The sequence below is a fragment of the Shewanella sp. Pdp11 genome (assembly GCF_002838165.1).
Taxonomy (GTDB): domain Bacteria; phylum Pseudomonadota; class Gammaproteobacteria; order Enterobacterales; family Shewanellaceae; genus Shewanella; species Shewanella hafniensis.
In genome coordinates, this window is sequence record NZ_CP015194.1 from 4,542,039 (window position 1) to 4,556,864 (window position 14,826).

At 45.7% G+C, this 14,826-nt stretch carries 12 protein-coding genes; 9 read left to right on the plus strand and 3 right to left on the minus strand.

The window, feature by feature from the left end:
- Positions 1-73 precede the first annotated feature (73 nt).
- A complete protein-coding gene (locus AYJ58_RS20010) occupies positions 74-1,486 on the minus strand; it encodes an aminotransferase-like domain-containing protein (protein ID WP_106651440.1) in 1,413 nt (470 codons plus the stop codon).
- Positions 1,487-1,643: 157 nt separating this feature from the next.
- Between AYJ58_RS20010 and AYJ58_RS20015 the strand changes: the two genes are divergently transcribed.
- The 4 genes from AYJ58_RS20015 to AYJ58_RS20030 all read left to right on the plus strand — a co-directional run bounded on the left by AYJ58_RS20015 (position 1,644) and on the right by AYJ58_RS20030 (position 5,414).
- Positions 1,644-2,978, plus strand: a complete 1,335-nt coding sequence (locus AYJ58_RS20015; RefSeq protein WP_106651441.1) for a cytochrome ubiquinol oxidase subunit I — start codon at positions 1,644-1,646, stop codon at positions 2,976-2,978.
- 60 nt (positions 2,979-3,038) lie between these two features.
- Complete coding sequence (gene cydB / locus AYJ58_RS20020) at positions 3,039-4,046, plus strand: cytochrome d ubiquinol oxidase subunit II (protein ID WP_106651442.1); 1,008 nt, start codon at positions 3,039-3,041, stop codon at positions 4,044-4,046.
- 101 nt (positions 4,047-4,147) lie between these two features.
- A complete protein-coding gene (locus AYJ58_RS20025; RefSeq protein WP_006080444.1) occupies positions 4,148-4,282 on the plus strand; it encodes a DUF2474 domain-containing protein in 135 nt (44 codons plus the stop codon).
- Between the two features lie 730 nt (positions 4,283-5,012).
- Positions 5,013-5,414: a GreA/GreB family elongation factor gene (locus AYJ58_RS20030; RefSeq protein ID WP_106651443.1), complete on the plus strand. Its 402-nt coding sequence runs from the start codon at positions 5,013-5,015 to the stop codon at positions 5,412-5,414.
- A gap of 776 nt (positions 5,415-6,190) precedes the next feature.
- Here AYJ58_RS20030 and AYJ58_RS20035 read toward each other — a convergent pair.
- Entirely contained in the window at positions 6,191-6,967 is a 777-nt protein-coding gene (locus AYJ58_RS20035) for an AraC family transcriptional regulator (protein WP_106651444.1), read from the minus strand.
- Positions 6,968-7,331: 364 nt separating this feature from the next.
- Here AYJ58_RS20035 and AYJ58_RS20040 point away from each other — a divergent pair, with 364 nt between their 5' ends.
- Positions 7,332-8,222: a DMT family transporter gene (locus AYJ58_RS20040; RefSeq protein WP_106651445.1), complete on the plus strand. Its 891-nt coding sequence runs from the start codon at positions 7,332-7,334 to the stop codon at positions 8,220-8,222.
- Between the two features lie 163 nt (positions 8,223-8,385).
- Positions 8,386-10,017 carry a methyl-accepting chemotaxis protein gene (locus AYJ58_RS20045; protein ID WP_106651446.1) on the plus strand — a complete coding sequence of 544 codons (1,632 nt, stop codon included), beginning with the start codon at positions 8,386-8,388 and terminating at the stop codon, positions 10,015-10,017.
- A gap of 300 nt (positions 10,018-10,317) precedes the next feature.
- Here AYJ58_RS20045 and AYJ58_RS20050 read toward each other — a convergent pair whose 3' ends face one another.
- Positions 10,318-11,163, minus strand: coding sequence for an FAD:protein FMN transferase (locus AYJ58_RS20050; protein WP_106651881.1), 846 nt, complete (start codon positions 11,161-11,163; stop codon positions 10,318-10,320).
- Positions 11,164-11,887: 724 nt separating this feature from the next.
- Between AYJ58_RS20050 and AYJ58_RS20055 the strand changes: the two genes are divergently transcribed.
- The 3 genes from AYJ58_RS20055 to AYJ58_RS20065 all read left to right on the plus strand — a co-directional run bounded on the left by AYJ58_RS20055 (position 11,888) and on the right by AYJ58_RS20065 (position 14,822).
- The gene (locus tag AYJ58_RS20055) at positions 11,888-13,222 is read left to right on the plus strand and encodes a Na+/H+ antiporter NhaC family protein (RefSeq protein ID WP_106651447.1); all 1,335 of its coding nucleotides are present in this window, start codon (positions 11,888-11,890) and stop codon (positions 13,220-13,222) included.
- Positions 13,223-13,404: 182 nt separating this feature from the next.
- On the plus strand, positions 13,405-14,103 hold the full coding sequence (locus tag AYJ58_RS20060) for a hypothetical protein (RefSeq protein WP_106651882.1): 699 nt from the start codon (positions 13,405-13,407) through the stop codon (positions 14,101-14,103).
- An 8-nt stretch (positions 14,104-14,111) separates the two neighbouring features.
- On the plus strand, positions 14,112-14,822 hold the full coding sequence (locus AYJ58_RS20065; protein ID WP_106651448.1) for a 23S rRNA pseudouridine(2604) synthase RluF: 711 nt from the start codon (positions 14,112-14,114) through the stop codon (positions 14,820-14,822).
- Positions 14,823-14,826 lie beyond the last annotated feature (4 nt).

Genomic DNA, 14,826 nt, shown 5'->3' on the forward strand with positions numbered 1-14,826 from the left:
CTCGCGGACTAACCTAACAAGCTAACATAACGAGCTAACATAACAGGCTCATATAAAATGCTAATCTAACGAGCTAGTGCGAATAGTTGCGAATAAGTTCGGCCAGCACTACAACAGCAGAGACTATTTCTGGCGAGCACTCGTATGAGGCATTCAAGCGCATAAAATGGCGGAACTCTACCTGATTACTAAAGAGATTGCCGGGAGCAATACTGATCCCGCGCGCGATCGCCTGAGAATAAATTTGTGTCGCATCCATGTGTGCTGGCAGCGCTAACCAAAGAAAATAGCCGCCTTGTGCAAAGTTAACCCCCACAGACTCGGGCAGATGCGCGCGTAGTAGTTGGTACATGGCCAATTTGCGATCGGCTAACTTTTTACGTAACTGCTTCAAATGGCGCTCATATTGTGCCGACTGAATAAAATCGGCGATAGCAAGCTGCATGGGCGCGCTGGTCGATAGCGTCGACATAACTTGCAAGCGCTGTAGCTGCGGCGCATGCAGTCCCGCCGCCACCCAGCCGACACGATAACCTGCAATCAAAGACTTAGAAAATGAGCCACAGTGCAACACTCGTCCTTCGGTATCGAAGGCTTTTACTGGCCTTGGCGCGCTAGCGTCGACATAAAGCTCTTGATAAACATCATCTTCAATCAGACTGACCTTATGCTCATTTAGTAACTGATAAAGCGCCTGTTTTTTAGTATCTGACAAGCTGCAACCTAAGGGATTTTGATGTTGACTCATCAACCAGCAGGCTTTTACTGGGTAAGTTTTTAACACTTCCGCTAGCGCCTCGAGATCAATCCCCTGTTGTGGATCGGTCGCGACCGCAATCGCCTTAAGCTTAAGCCGCTCAATGGCCTGCATCGCGCCATAAAAGGTCGGGGATTCAATGACAACCCAATCCCCCGCTTGAGTCAGGGTCGCTAAACTTAAGTTCAGCGCCTCCATGGCGCCCGAGGTAATGATGATTTCGTCGGGTGAAATGCTCATGCCCAATTTGGCATAACGTTGGGAGATCGCCTTACGCAGCCCCGCATTGCCTGGCGGTAAATTATCGGCGGCAAAAGACGGTGACATGTGCCGAGTGACCTTGACTAACGAGCGCGCCAGCGCTTGCTGTGGGAATAAACTGGGATCGGGAAAACCTGAGCCAAAGGGCACTATGCCCGCCTGTTTTGACGCCTGCAAAACAGAGAAGACGAACTCGTTAATATCCACTTTATCAAAGAGATAAATCTGCCGCTGGCGATCGGGATAACGAAAGGTTTCTGGCTGCGGCGCCACTAAATAACCAGATTTTGCCTGCGCCGTAATCACACCTTGGCTTTCCAATAGCTGATAGGCATTGAGCACTGTCATCAGACTCAAACCCGAATCGGCCACGGTTTGGCGCAGCGACGGCAACTTGTCCCCCGCCTGCCAGACGCCTTGGGCTATTCGTGTCTTTAATTCCTGCGCTAACTGTTCGTATTTCGCCATCTGTTATAGCCAAATCAATATATTCTGTGTCTGTTATAGCCAGCTTATCCCATGCTCTAATGGCACACAAGCTTTCACCGCTGGGCCAATATTAGGCTCAGTGGACACTGCATTAATGAATGCCTTTGTAACGAGACTCTTATCTCTCGAGGAAATTATGTTTGATTTTGATGCCACTGTACTTGCTAGGATCCAATTTGCTTTTACCATCTCTTTTCACATTATTTTCCCCGCCATCACTATCGGCCTCGCCACTTATCTAGCGGTATTAGAAGGCTTATGGCTGAAAACGGCGAATCAGGTGTACCAACAACTCTATCAATTTTGGTCGAAGATTTTTGCGATTAACTTCGGCATGGGCGTGGTCTCAGGCATTGTGATGGCCTATCAATTTGGTACCCATTGGAGCGCGTTTTCCGCCTTCGCCGGCAGTGTGACTGGGCCACTTCTCACCTATGAAGTACTTACCGCGTTTTTTCTCGAAGCGGGATTTCTGGGAGTCATGCTATTTGGTCAGCAGAAGGTCGGCAAAAACCTGCATTTCTTCGCCACTTGTATGGTCGCCACCGGCACGATTATCTCGACCTTCTGGATCTTAGCGTCAAACAGTTGGATGCAGACGCCCCAAGGTTTTGAAATCGTAAATAATCGCGTCATTCCTGTTGATTGGTTTCAGATAGTGTTTAACCCGTCATTTCCCTATCGTTTAGCCCACATGACAGTGGCGGCGTTTATTTCGTCGGCTTTCTTTGTCGGCGCATCGGCGGCGTGGCATTTACTCAAAGGGAACGACACGCCCGCAATTCGTAAAATGTTGTCTATGGCGATGTGGATGGCGTTAATCGTCGCGCCGCTGCAAGCTGTGATTGGTGATTTCCATGGTTTAAATACCCTTGAATATCAACCTGTAAAAGTCGCGGCGATGGAAGGCCATTGGCGTAATGAGGGCGATAAACCCACGCCATTGGTCTTGTTTGCCATCCCCGATATGGACGCAGAGAAAAACCACTTCAGCCTCGAAATCCCAGGGCTGGCGAGTCTGATTTTAAAGCACGATTTAAGCAAACAAGTGCCCGCCTTGACTGAGTATCCCGCCGAGGACAGACCCAATGTGTTGTTAGTGTTTTGGAGTTTTAGGGTCATGGTCGGCTTAGGCCTATTGATGATTTTTGCCGGACTGTGGAGCGCTTACCTCAGACGCAAAGGCAAGCTCTACAGCAACAAACACTTTCTGCGATTTGTACTGGTGCTCGGCCCTGCAGGACTGCTCGCGACACTAGCGGGCTGGTTTACCACCGAACTTGGCCGCCAACCATGGGTGATCCAAGGGTTGATGCGCACGCAAGATGCCGTGTCTTCCCATAGCGTTACCCACCTGAGTATCAGCCTAGGGATTTTCATTGTCAGTTACTGCGGCATTTTCGGTGTGGGTTATCGCTATATGATGCGACTCATCCGCAAAGGGCCAGATATCGCAGCAACAAGCCATTAATTTTAAAGTCAATAAATCTAGCTTTACTTATTTAATCTTAAACATATTTAAGGGCTCACCATGGAATTCGATTTACCCTTGATTTGGTTCGGGATCATCATTTTTGCCACCTTGATGTATATCGTGATGGATGGCTTTGATCTCGGCATCGGCATACTGTTTCCCTTTATTCACGACGAGGACGACAGGGACATTATGGTGAATACCGTCGCCCCCGTTTGGGATGGTAATGAAACCTGGTTAGTGCTCGGCGGCGCCAGCCTGCTCGGTGCCTTTCCCCTCGCCTACGCCATAGTGCTCGAAGCGCTGACCATACCGCTGCTTATTATGTTGCTGGCACTGATATTTCGCGGCGTGGCGTTTGAGTTTAGATTTAAGTCGGGCGCAGAAGCTAAACCATTCTGGGATAAAGCGTTTATGTTCGGCTCTATCACTGCCACCTTTTCACAGGGCGTAGTACTGGGGGCGTTTATCTCAGGTATTTCTGTTAGTAACCAACAATTTAGTGGCGGAAGTTTCGATTGGTTATCGCCCTTTTCACTCTTCTGTGGATTTGGCCTTATGCTGGCCTATGCGCTGCTCGGCGCGACTTGGCTGGTGAAAAAATGCCAAGGCGAGCTTAAAACGACCATGCAACAACTTGGCAGAGCACTGACCTTATGCCTGCTGATGATCATAGGCTTAGTCAGTTTATGGACGCCTTTTGTGCAGCCCAATATTGCTCTGCGCTGGTTTAGTTTACCGAATGTATTCTACTTTGCCCCCGTGCCCATACTGGTATTAGCCTGCGGCTGGGCCTTGATGAAATCTTTGCGCCGCGATGATAACTATCAGCCATTCCTGCTCACGCTATGCCTGGTTTTTTTAGGTTTTAGTGGACTCGGGATCAGTATCTGGCCACACATTATTCCGCCCAATATCAGCCTTTGGCAGGCGGCCGCGCCCGATAGCAGCTTAAGCTTTATGCTCGTCGGCGCGCTGATGATCATCCCGCTGATTTTGGTTTACACCTTTTGGAGCTACTACGTGTTCCGCGGCAAAGTCACTAAAGATACAGGCTATCACTAGCCATGACTCAGGTAAAAGAGGCTTCCCAAAACGCGACCTAAGCTAATTTGGCTTAGGTCGCTAATTCACTTTAGATAACTTTACACATGCTGGAGATAAACATGACGACCCCAACTAAATCCCTCAGCTATCGACTCGGCTGGTTAGTGCTCATTTGGTGCACGAGCGTCAGTTGCCTGTTCCTCGTCTCCATGTGCATTAAAATACTGTTGAAAGGCGCGGGATTAACCACCTAAGTGGATACCCGATATTTACCATTTAAACGCACACATTAAGGCTTAATTCAGTTAGCTTGCATAGCATAGCGTTAAAATATACTTAAGTCTTATAATCACCGAGCTAAGGGATTATTCGAGTGTACATTATTGAATGAGTACTTTATTTGAATGAGCAACTTTAGTGAATTAGTGCGCTATTTACTTAATGGGTATTTCATCGCTAAACCCATCAGTGCTCGATTTATTTTACGCGTGCTAGGATTAAATTGACTAAGATTGGCATCAACACCAACAAAGTTAATTTAGTGTTAATGCATATTTACTGTAGATAAGTATATTCAGCAATATAAACCTGGTTGGGCTTGCATTATTTTTTCACTTAGCCTATGGTATCAACCAAGTAAACATGGCTTATTTAATTAGCACTTTACTTAGTTAGCACTTTACATTATTTGCCATATTGAGCGCTTAAAAAAGCAACCCATAACACACACTTTTGACTGGAGATGTAAAACTATGTTTAGCACTGCATTTTCATCACTATTTCCCCATGTATTAGCGAGCACTCTTAGTTTAACCTGCTGCTTGGCTAAATCATTCCGCTTCTCACTCAAATTCCCAGTCTAAGCCGAGCGTCACTCGCGCTCGGCAGAACTTTAATACTCTTGTTAAATAAGCACTGAATTCAGTTATTCCTATTTTTTAAATTCTTTGCTTGCACTTTTACTTGGTTATTTCAGAGGCGGAAATGGCATATTCCTTTTTTAGCGGTTTATTTCAGAATTTTATACTAAAAACCGAAACCTATTATTTACAGAACAGTTTTAATGCCTCCCTGCGCCCAACTGCTTTGGCAGGCGTGATTAGCAAACTTGAGCAGCTCAAGCATGATGTGGCGAGTGATAAAGTGACTGTGGGGCGGGAGATCCGCTTAGTTAATCTGCAGGATCAACAGGAGTATCAAATTGAGCTCGTGTATCCACCAAAGCATAAACTCAGTGCAGGACGCTTCTCTGTTATATCCGATTTAGGCGTTAGCCTACTTGGGCGGTCAAAGGGCGAGCTGGCTGAAGTGAGTATTTTAGGCAAGCCAGTGCTGTTTATGATTAAAGATGTCAGTCTAGCGAAAAAACCTAAAAAAGCTAAGTAGCCAGCTGATTTAAGCAGCGTTATTTCTAATGGCTTTTAGTGATTTATGTTGACTGAATCGACTCAAGTGTTAAGCCATTTTAGATGACGTAATTAAAAATATAGTGTGTTCTACTCCGTGACAACATACTTCAACTCGCTATTAGCGGCGGCTTCTAGCGGTACTTTCAACATAATAGGATAAGAAGGAATGTTATTTTGAAGTCATTAACTGGCCGCGTTATTTATTAAAGACAGGCATTAAATTAATTTAACACTGAAATTAACGCCTTTTGCCACTATTTACACTAAGTCATGGCAGCGCTTTAAGGTAAAACAGCAAAGGGGTTAAGAGGTTCAGGTTCGGCACCTCATCGTTAAATTACGTTTTATGCGTCCTTTATAAATAAACCGACTCAATTTAAGCCTGAAATAAAAATTGAGCCCAACTATCGGAACCGAATTGCGGCGCGGAACCGGATAGTGACCTTCACTTTGGAGTCTATATCTATGAGTAAAGAAAAAAACAAAAAACCGCCAATGAAAACCTTAAAAGAGAAGCGTCAGGATAAACGGAACCGCCAAAAAGCATCCGACTAATTTATCCACCAATGTAAAAAACCCTTAAATCCTCTCTTTAAATAGGCCGAAAATAGGGTGCTAAATGCTTTGGCACCCTATTTTATTTCTCGGTTTTATCCGCTTATCGCCACACAACATCCGCTAGCGTTCGAATTAACAACAGGTCATTTTTCAACACACTAAGCTTATATGCCATCACACTAAACTTATGCGCCATCATAATCGACGGCGATACTGCTCCGGCGAACACTGGGCATACTTTTTAAACATAACGATATAAGGTGAGGTTTGGTTGTAGCCGAGCGTTAATGCCACCTCTTTAATAGCTAGCCCCTGACGCAGCAATTGTAATGAATAGATAAACTTATGCCTTTGCCTTAACTCGGTAAAACTCATCCCCAGCGCCTCTTGGCAACGACGGGCTAAGGTACGCTCTGTGGTATGTAATTCATTGGCCCAAGATTTAAAGGTCTTAGGACTCGCAGGGTCGGCTTCGAGTGCCAGCAACAACGGCTGTAACAGTTTATCTGAGACTGTGGGCAAAAATTGCGGCAGAGCTTGGCCGATAGTGAGCTGATCGAACAAAACCTCAACAAGCCGTTTATCCGCTGCCGAGTTTGCCACTCTAACTTGCCGCTCCCGCAGATCGTTTACGATTGATTGGGCAATAGGAGTCACAGCTAACAAACAAGTCTCTAGGGGAAACGCAGCAGCCCGCTCGGCAACGATATTCATCGAACAATAATGGATGCTACGCCGAGTGAAACTTTCATGCTCTATCCCCGCAGGCACCCAAATTGCATATTGCGACGGAGATAAAAACCGTTGCCCTGCAGCATGTAACTCCATGATGCCACCGCTGATTAACTGCAGTTGTCCCCAAACATGTTGATGTTTTGGCGTTACCGTATTTGGCAAGAAAGCTTCATAGTTAAAGAAAATATCCGCAACTGGCTCTTGCTCTGCCGTAAGGGGATGATAAACCGTACGCATTTGTCTGTCCTTAAAGCCTTCTAGCTCAATACACTCTCTGATTCAATAGCACTCAACTGGTTAATAGCACTCAAGCAATCCAGATTTAATCGCACTGGTTTAATCGCACTGGTTTAATCGCGCTCAAGCGATTTTGCCATCCCATAGCACTCTGTCCGCCGAGGAACTGACCTTGTCTGATAAGCGATATCTATATCATAACCGACCATGGATAATTGCCTGCAATGATTATCTGGATGTATAAGTAATACGTAGTAAGCAGAGTCTCTCGTTCTGAGTTACTCAGTTTTAGCCATGTAGACTCAGTCGCTTATGCCTATTCACTCATGTCCAGCCACGTAAACCAGTATCGAAAGGCAAAATCATGTTGTATTTGTTTCCCCTATTAGCCGTTTTCATTTGGGCGGGTAACTCGATAGTTAATAAACTCTCATTTGGGATTATCGATCCTGAAGCCATAGCGTTTTACCGTTGGTTTTTTGCAATGTTGCTATTAACGCCCTTTGTCGCGGGTCGGGTGTGGCAAAAGCGCCGAGTGATCTTGCCGCTGTTACCTAAGTTCGCGACTTTGGCCATGCTAGGTATGGTGCTCAACCAGAGTCTGGCCTATTTTGCCGCGGCCACCACCACGGCGACGAATATGGCATTGATCACCTCACTCGTGCCTATGATCAGCCTATTTTTAGCCGTTCCCTTACTCAAACAGAAGCTGTCGCCGTTAGCCTTTGGTGGCACACTGATCTCGCTCGTTGGCTTAATTTTTATGTTAAGCCACGGCGATATGATGAATCTTGCCATCGGCGTCACCCAAGGTGACTTGTTATTGCTGTTCAGCGCCTTTGTGTATGCACTCTATGGTGTATTACTAAAACGCTGGCAATTACCACTGCCCACTTGGGAATCGGTTTATATTCAAGGACTCATAGCCGTATTTATGCTGACACCACTGCTGTTCACTAGCCCGAGTATGGCAATTAGCACACAATCGGCACCACTAATACTGTATGCGGCAATTGCGGCCTCGCTGCTCGCGCCGTGGGCTTGGATCAATGGCATAAGCAAACTCGGCGCCGATCGCACCAGCGTATTCTTTAATTTAATGCCGATTATTGCGGCGATACTGGCGGCCATCATCCTAAATGAAACCTTGGCCATTTATCATTACATTGGCGGCTCTATGGTCATTATTGGCGTCATGCTAGTGCAGATAAAACCTAAGCCAAAAGCCATCCCCACCTTAGCTTGCCCCGAATAATTTAAGCTAAACACCTAAGCCCTGGCTGCACAGTCTGGGCTATTCATCTTCTTTCTATGGGCACAAAACTTCGCCCAGAATCCCATCGCAATCTGCTGCACGCAAAGGCAATTCTATAAATAACGGCTAAGCTATTTATTAAGTTATTAATGGAGATCGTCCTATGTTTAACAGTATTCGCGTTAAGTTTTCACTGATGTTTGCCATTATGGCGACAGCGCTCATTGTTATGGCCGTCACAGACGCCATGCAAAGCCGTGCGACGGTAAAACAGATGCAAGAGTTCAGTCAGTTATTTAATCCTGCGATTTCGGCGATTCTCAATGCCGACCGCGATCTTTATCAAGCACAGCTCAGTGAAGAAGTGTTATTAAGGGAAGAATTATCAGCCGAGAATCGCAAGAGTGAGATTGATAACTGGCAAGAAAACGTCGACCAAGCCCGTGACCGAATGGGCGAGTTTAAAAAAATCCTTAAAGACCATCTGCTGGTACTGCAATCCACCAATGGCTTTGAGGCGCAGTTTTCGCTCTGGTATCAAGCCTCATCAGAGGTCATTAATGCCGTTAAAAGTAATGATTTTGAACGCGCGAAACAACTCCACGAAACCAAATCCAAGCAAGAATTTAAGGCATTAAGAGATATCTACAATGCCGCAGGCGAAGCCGCCGATAACAGAGTAAAAGAGCTAGATTTACAAGCAACAGAACAGGCAACCACCCAAACCCAAATATCCCTCACCATAGCCAGCTTAGTGGCCATAGTCGCTCTGTTGATTGCCTACTTCGGCCCTAAAATCATCGTTAATGCCATTAAAGATATCACTAGCAGGATCAATGACATTGTTGATGGTGACGGTAACTTAACTCAACGGATCCCTATCAAACGTCAGGATGAAATCGGTGAGCTTGCCGAGGCCTTTAACTTGTTTGTAGAACAACTGCAGCAAATGGTGATCTCGATTATTGGCCAAACCAAGGATGTGAGCCAAACCGTTGAAAGCCTTGCGACTAAATCGGCAACCACTATCAACATCAGTCATGAACAAGAGCAGTTTGTCGATACCATAGTCACAGCGGTCAATGAAATGAGTGCCGCCGTAAGGGAAGTCGCCAGCAATGCCCTGCACACGGCGACCGAAATCACTAAGGTGAACGACCAAACGGTGGAAGGTAAAAATATCCTTGCCCAGTCCGTTAATCATATTCAGCAACTGTCTGAGTCGGTAAAAAATGCCGTAACGGTTATCGAAAAACTCTCAGTTAATTCAGCCAATATTGCCTCAGTGCTCGATGTGATCCGCTCTATTGCTGAGCAAACTAACCTGCTCGCCCTTAACGCGGCCATTGAAGCGGCGCGCGCTGGCGAACAGGGCCGCGGCTTTGCCGTGGTCGCCGACGAAGTGCGTACACTGGCGAGTCGCACCGAAACCTCGACCCAAGATATTCAGCGTATGATTGAAGAGTTACAACGCGGCGTAAATGATGCGGTTAAAAGCATTGAATCGGGCGCCAGCCTGACCACATCAACCGTCACCCTCGCCAGCCAAACCCAAGATGCATTGAATGAAATCCTAAACTCCACCTCTAAGGTCAGCGAGATGTCCACTCAAACGGCAACGGCGACCGAAGAGCAAACCCATGTAACCGAAGAAATTAACCGTAACTTGACTGAATTATCCGATAAAACAAGATACTGCAACTTAGTCATTCAAGAGACTCAGCAAATCGTCGTCAACACTAAGGCTATTTGCAGCAATCTACAAAAAGAAGTGGCGCGATTTAAAGTCGCTTAAGATAAATGACTAACGATAAATGGTTAGCGATAAGCTATTGAAACGAAAAGAGTGCCCAATAAGGCACTCTTTTTAATAGAAATAATCTAATAGAAATCCTGCAAAACAAAGCCTGAAGATAATAAAAGCTCCACTGCCGTATGCAAGTTGCAAATAACGGTAACGATACTGAACCCAAGTTATATCGATTCACCCGTCAAAGTGCGAATAACAGTACTAACTGCTTAATGTTAACTCACAGTAATGATTGAATTTCTAATTCAATCATCTGCAAAAGCTGTAAAACAGCCAAAAGATACATCACTCAAAACTGACTAATCGACCACCTAAGTGGGCAATTCTATCAGTGACGGAGTCAGAACTTAGGTAACCTGCGACCTTAGTCAAGGCATCAGCACGCCAAGCAAAAGGCGCACTCACACTGACAATACGCTCAGTTTCAGCATCGATATTCACATCAGCAACATTGCCCGTTGGCAGTAATAGCGCTGGATAATCATGGCTTAAGGTTTGTGATACTCGCGAGCTTGCCAGCGCCATATTGCTCACGCAAATCTTTTGGCTCAATCCCTTTGGACCACGGCAGAGTACATTTAAAGAGGCACTGCCAAAGACTTTTAAATCACCACCGGCATTGACCCAGCCACCGCCAACGCCCGCGCGGCGCAACTCACTCACCGCAATATCGACCGCATAACCTTTGGCTATACCGTCTAAGGTTAAAATGAGTGGCCTAGCTAATCGCACTTGATTGCCTTTTATTTCAATATCCTGCCACTCGCCTTGCAACAGTAAAGGCATACCAAGATAAGCAGGCAAAGCGCCGCGGGACATCATTTCCCCGCCGACAGTACAATTGAACAAATTATTACTCGCCTTGCCTAGCCACTTAGCTAACTTGAGCACCCGTAAACTGTCTTGGCTTACACTAATCCATGTTCCCGGCTGGCGATTTAACTGATTTAACTCACTGTCCTGCTGATGAAAACTCAGCAACCGCCCAATATGCGCCACACGCGAAAAAGCCGCTGTGATCGCGGCTTCTAAGGTTTTATCCCCAAGTGGGATCACACCGCCTTGATCTGGCAGTGACTCGGCGGCAATTTCCACCAGTGTTCCGAGTAATGGCTTAGCGCGACGTATCATGATAAAACCCACTGTAGTAGGAAGATCTGAGGGATCAGCAATAAACACTTCATCCCGTTAAATTTAAACAAAGCACTAAGAGTAATTAACATAATTTGTGCGGATTCTATTAAAGTCTCTACTTCAATACAAATTGTTGCCATTAATTTTTATAGGGACTTTAGATACTAGAGAACGTTTTACATTTAAAAACAATAGATTGCTTATTAAGGCATTCTTAAAGTTATTTTACGTGCCATTACTATCGCAACGCTAAACAAGCGAACTAAATCAAAACATCCCCGACTGAGCCCTATTGCTTACTGCCACTCATTATTTACGTTATTGATGCTGGCTTACCCATCAATGACTCAAATTAAATGGGGCGATAAATCACTCACTGACTCCATCCTCCCAGCTGTCAGCTTAAAATTTACGCTATTTCATGCAGTTGCAATCGACTCTAAATCAGATAAAAAACCGTTAATTTAACCAGATAATAAATAAGTAACGCATTGATTATAAATCAGAAAACAGACTAACCCTCATCTTATACAACCAATTAATAACCTAGCGATCACAACGGAAGTAAAAACATCTAGACGTCTAAATTGACAGGTTAGCAGGGATCAAATATGCTTTGCCTCAAGTTGCTAGGATACGATGCCGAAGCGACACTAAATTTAAGCGAGTTTGACTGCTAAGGAACCTGCGGAAAGAACTCTAAGCGAAAGAGAGATAACATTTGAGCAATCCAACACCAGCAGCACAGCACAGCCCGGCATCTTTCATTGCCCTGTTGCCATTATTTGTTTTCCTTGGTCTTTTCATTGGCGCGGGTGTGTATTTCCAAAGCCAAGGTGTCGACTTCGCCTTCTATCAATTACCGAGCGTTATCGCCATTTTACCTGCGATTATTCTGGCGTTGATTTTATCAAAACAGAAATTAAATCAATCGATTGATACCTTCATTGGCGGTATTGGTCACAGCAACATTATTGCTATGTGTTTGATTTATTTATTAGCAGGCGCCTTCGCAGCGGTCGCTAAAGCCACAGGCGGCGTCGATGCCACCGTTGCTCTGGGTTTATCACTGATCCCATCAAACTTGTTGTTACCCGGTTTCTTTGTGATTGCGGCCTTTATCGCAACAGCCATGGGAACCTCAATGGGCACCATAGCTGCTGTCGCACCCATAGCCCTCGGCGTGGCAGACCAAGCGCAAATCGACTATGCCCTGATGGCGGGAGCTGTCATGTCTGGCGCCCTATTCGGTGACAATTTATCGATTATTTCCGATACCACGATTGCAGCTACGCGCACTCAAGGCTGTGATATGAGAGATAAATTCCGTGAAAACCTGATTTTCGCTATTCCCGCATCACTGCTAACCTTGATTGCCTTTGTATTTGCAGGCCAAGGCCAAGCGGAATTAGCGTCGCAGAACATAGATCTCATTAAGGTCATTCCTTATCTGACTATTTTGATCTTAGCGGTGGCGGGTCTGAACGTATTCGTGGTCTTGACCTTAGGTATCTTATTAGCGGGCGCTACGGGTCTATTTACTATGGATTACGGCGTGATCCAATTCGGTAAAGATATTTATGCTGGCTTTAGCAATATGCAGGAGATTTTCATTCTGTCTATGCTGGTCGGTGGTTTAGCGGCACTTATGCAGCAACAAGGTGGTCTCGCCTTTGTGAGCAAACAGATTGAAAAGCTGATCACGCGTTTTTCAAAGGCACAAGGTGAAGCCTCATGCCGCGCCGCAGAACTGGGTATGGCTGGCATAGTCGCAGTGACTAACACTTGTGTGGCCAACAACACGGTTTCTATCGTGGTGACCGGTGATATTGCCAAAGACTTAGCCGAGAAACATGGTGTGAGCCCAAAACGTGCCGCCAGCGTCCTCGATATTTTCGCCTGTATTATCCAAGGCTTGATCCCGTATGGCGCACAAGCCCTACTGATCGCCTCGACCTTTAGCATCACCCCATTGGCAGCGGTATCACACGCTTGGTACTGTATGATTTTAGCCGTCGTGGCCGTTGCGATTGTGATTTTCCGCAAACGACACTAAACAATGTGTTTGAGTCGTACGAGTAAAATCTAACCTTTATGATCAGGAACGCACTAGGCGTTCCTTGTCATTTTAAAGCTCTCTTTTGGCAACAAAGCATAAACTCGCTTGCCTTCATTAAACAATTCAGGCAAGTTACTGCATTCAGTGTGGTCATTTCCCATCAGTATGTTTTAGTCTCCATGAATCCTCTTTATCACCAAGAACCAAGTCAATACGATCTACATCGTCTTATTACATGGTTGATTGTAGGCGCAGCCTTTATTAGTACTTCTGGAGTTTTAATTGCTATTTATGCTGAATATCAAAACGTTGGAGTTCAAGTTTTACAAATACGCGCTGATTTTTTAGGTAACTATATCAACTCACCTCTCGCTTATGTGTTTAATTTAAGCTTATTAGCCGCAGGGCTTTGCATACTTATTTCAATGGCTGGACTCTACTTACTAAAACTAGATACGTTTAGCCAATGGATAGCACTAACAGGTGCGTGGGTAGGAATCTCTGTGATTTTGATGGGAATATTCCCCATTAATTTTTTGAGCATACACAGAATAGTTTCAACGAGTTATCTATTAAGCACCCTCATCTTACACAGCCTTGTGATTATAGCGGGAATAGTGTCTCGGTTTATTTGCCCAAAGCCACTGTTCTATTTAAGTCTGATAAGCTTTTGTAGTGCCGTGAGTTTAACTCTGCAATTAGATTGGACAATATTGGATTTCCCTCCCTGTGTGCCCCAAACACACTTTTGTCCTGTTTCAGCCAATATGTGGCTGCAAACTAACTTGAGTATCATTTGGTGTTTAAGCCTAGCCTTTGCCATGCGGCGCCTATCAAAAATACTGTATCATCGCGCCCAAGAACGCCAAATACTTTAGGGTAATCCATGCGCTTAGCAAAATACCTCGCCCAGTGTGGCATAGGCTCACGCCGTGAAGCCTGCCGTTTAATTGAGGCCGGGCGCATCACACTCAATGGCCATATCGCCCGCCACACAGATCCCATCCGTTTGGACGAATTATTAAACTGCCTCGACCGTATTGAGCTTGATGGCGCACCTATCACTCAAACCGAAACCCTCGCCTACTGGATATTGAACAAAGCCGTGGGCACAGATTGCCGCCTGCTTGAGCAGGATGAAACGAGTCTTGTACACTTGCTCCCCAAAGCGCCAAGACTCTATCCAGTCGGCAGGCTCGATAAGGATTCCCGCGGCCTACTGCTGTTAACTAATGATGGTGAGCTAACCCATAAACTCATGCACCCCAGTTTTGCCCACAGCAAAACCTACCATGTGCACCTCAACCGGCCATTCACTGGTGAGTTTATTGAACAAATGGCCAGTGGAGTGCGTTATAAAGACCTGCAAACCCTGCCCTGCCAAGTCCGCCGCCTCAGTTCGGACAGCTTTGAAATCGTGCTGACTCAGGGACTAAATCGCCAAATTCGGCGTATGGCCAGCGCCTTAGGCTATAAGGTGATTGACTTACAGCGCGTCGCATTAATGACATTAACGCTAGAATCCTTAGCCGAAGGAGCGATGCGGCCACTCACCCCACAGGAAGTTGTAGTGCTTAAAGCCGCAGTCACAATTTAATGGC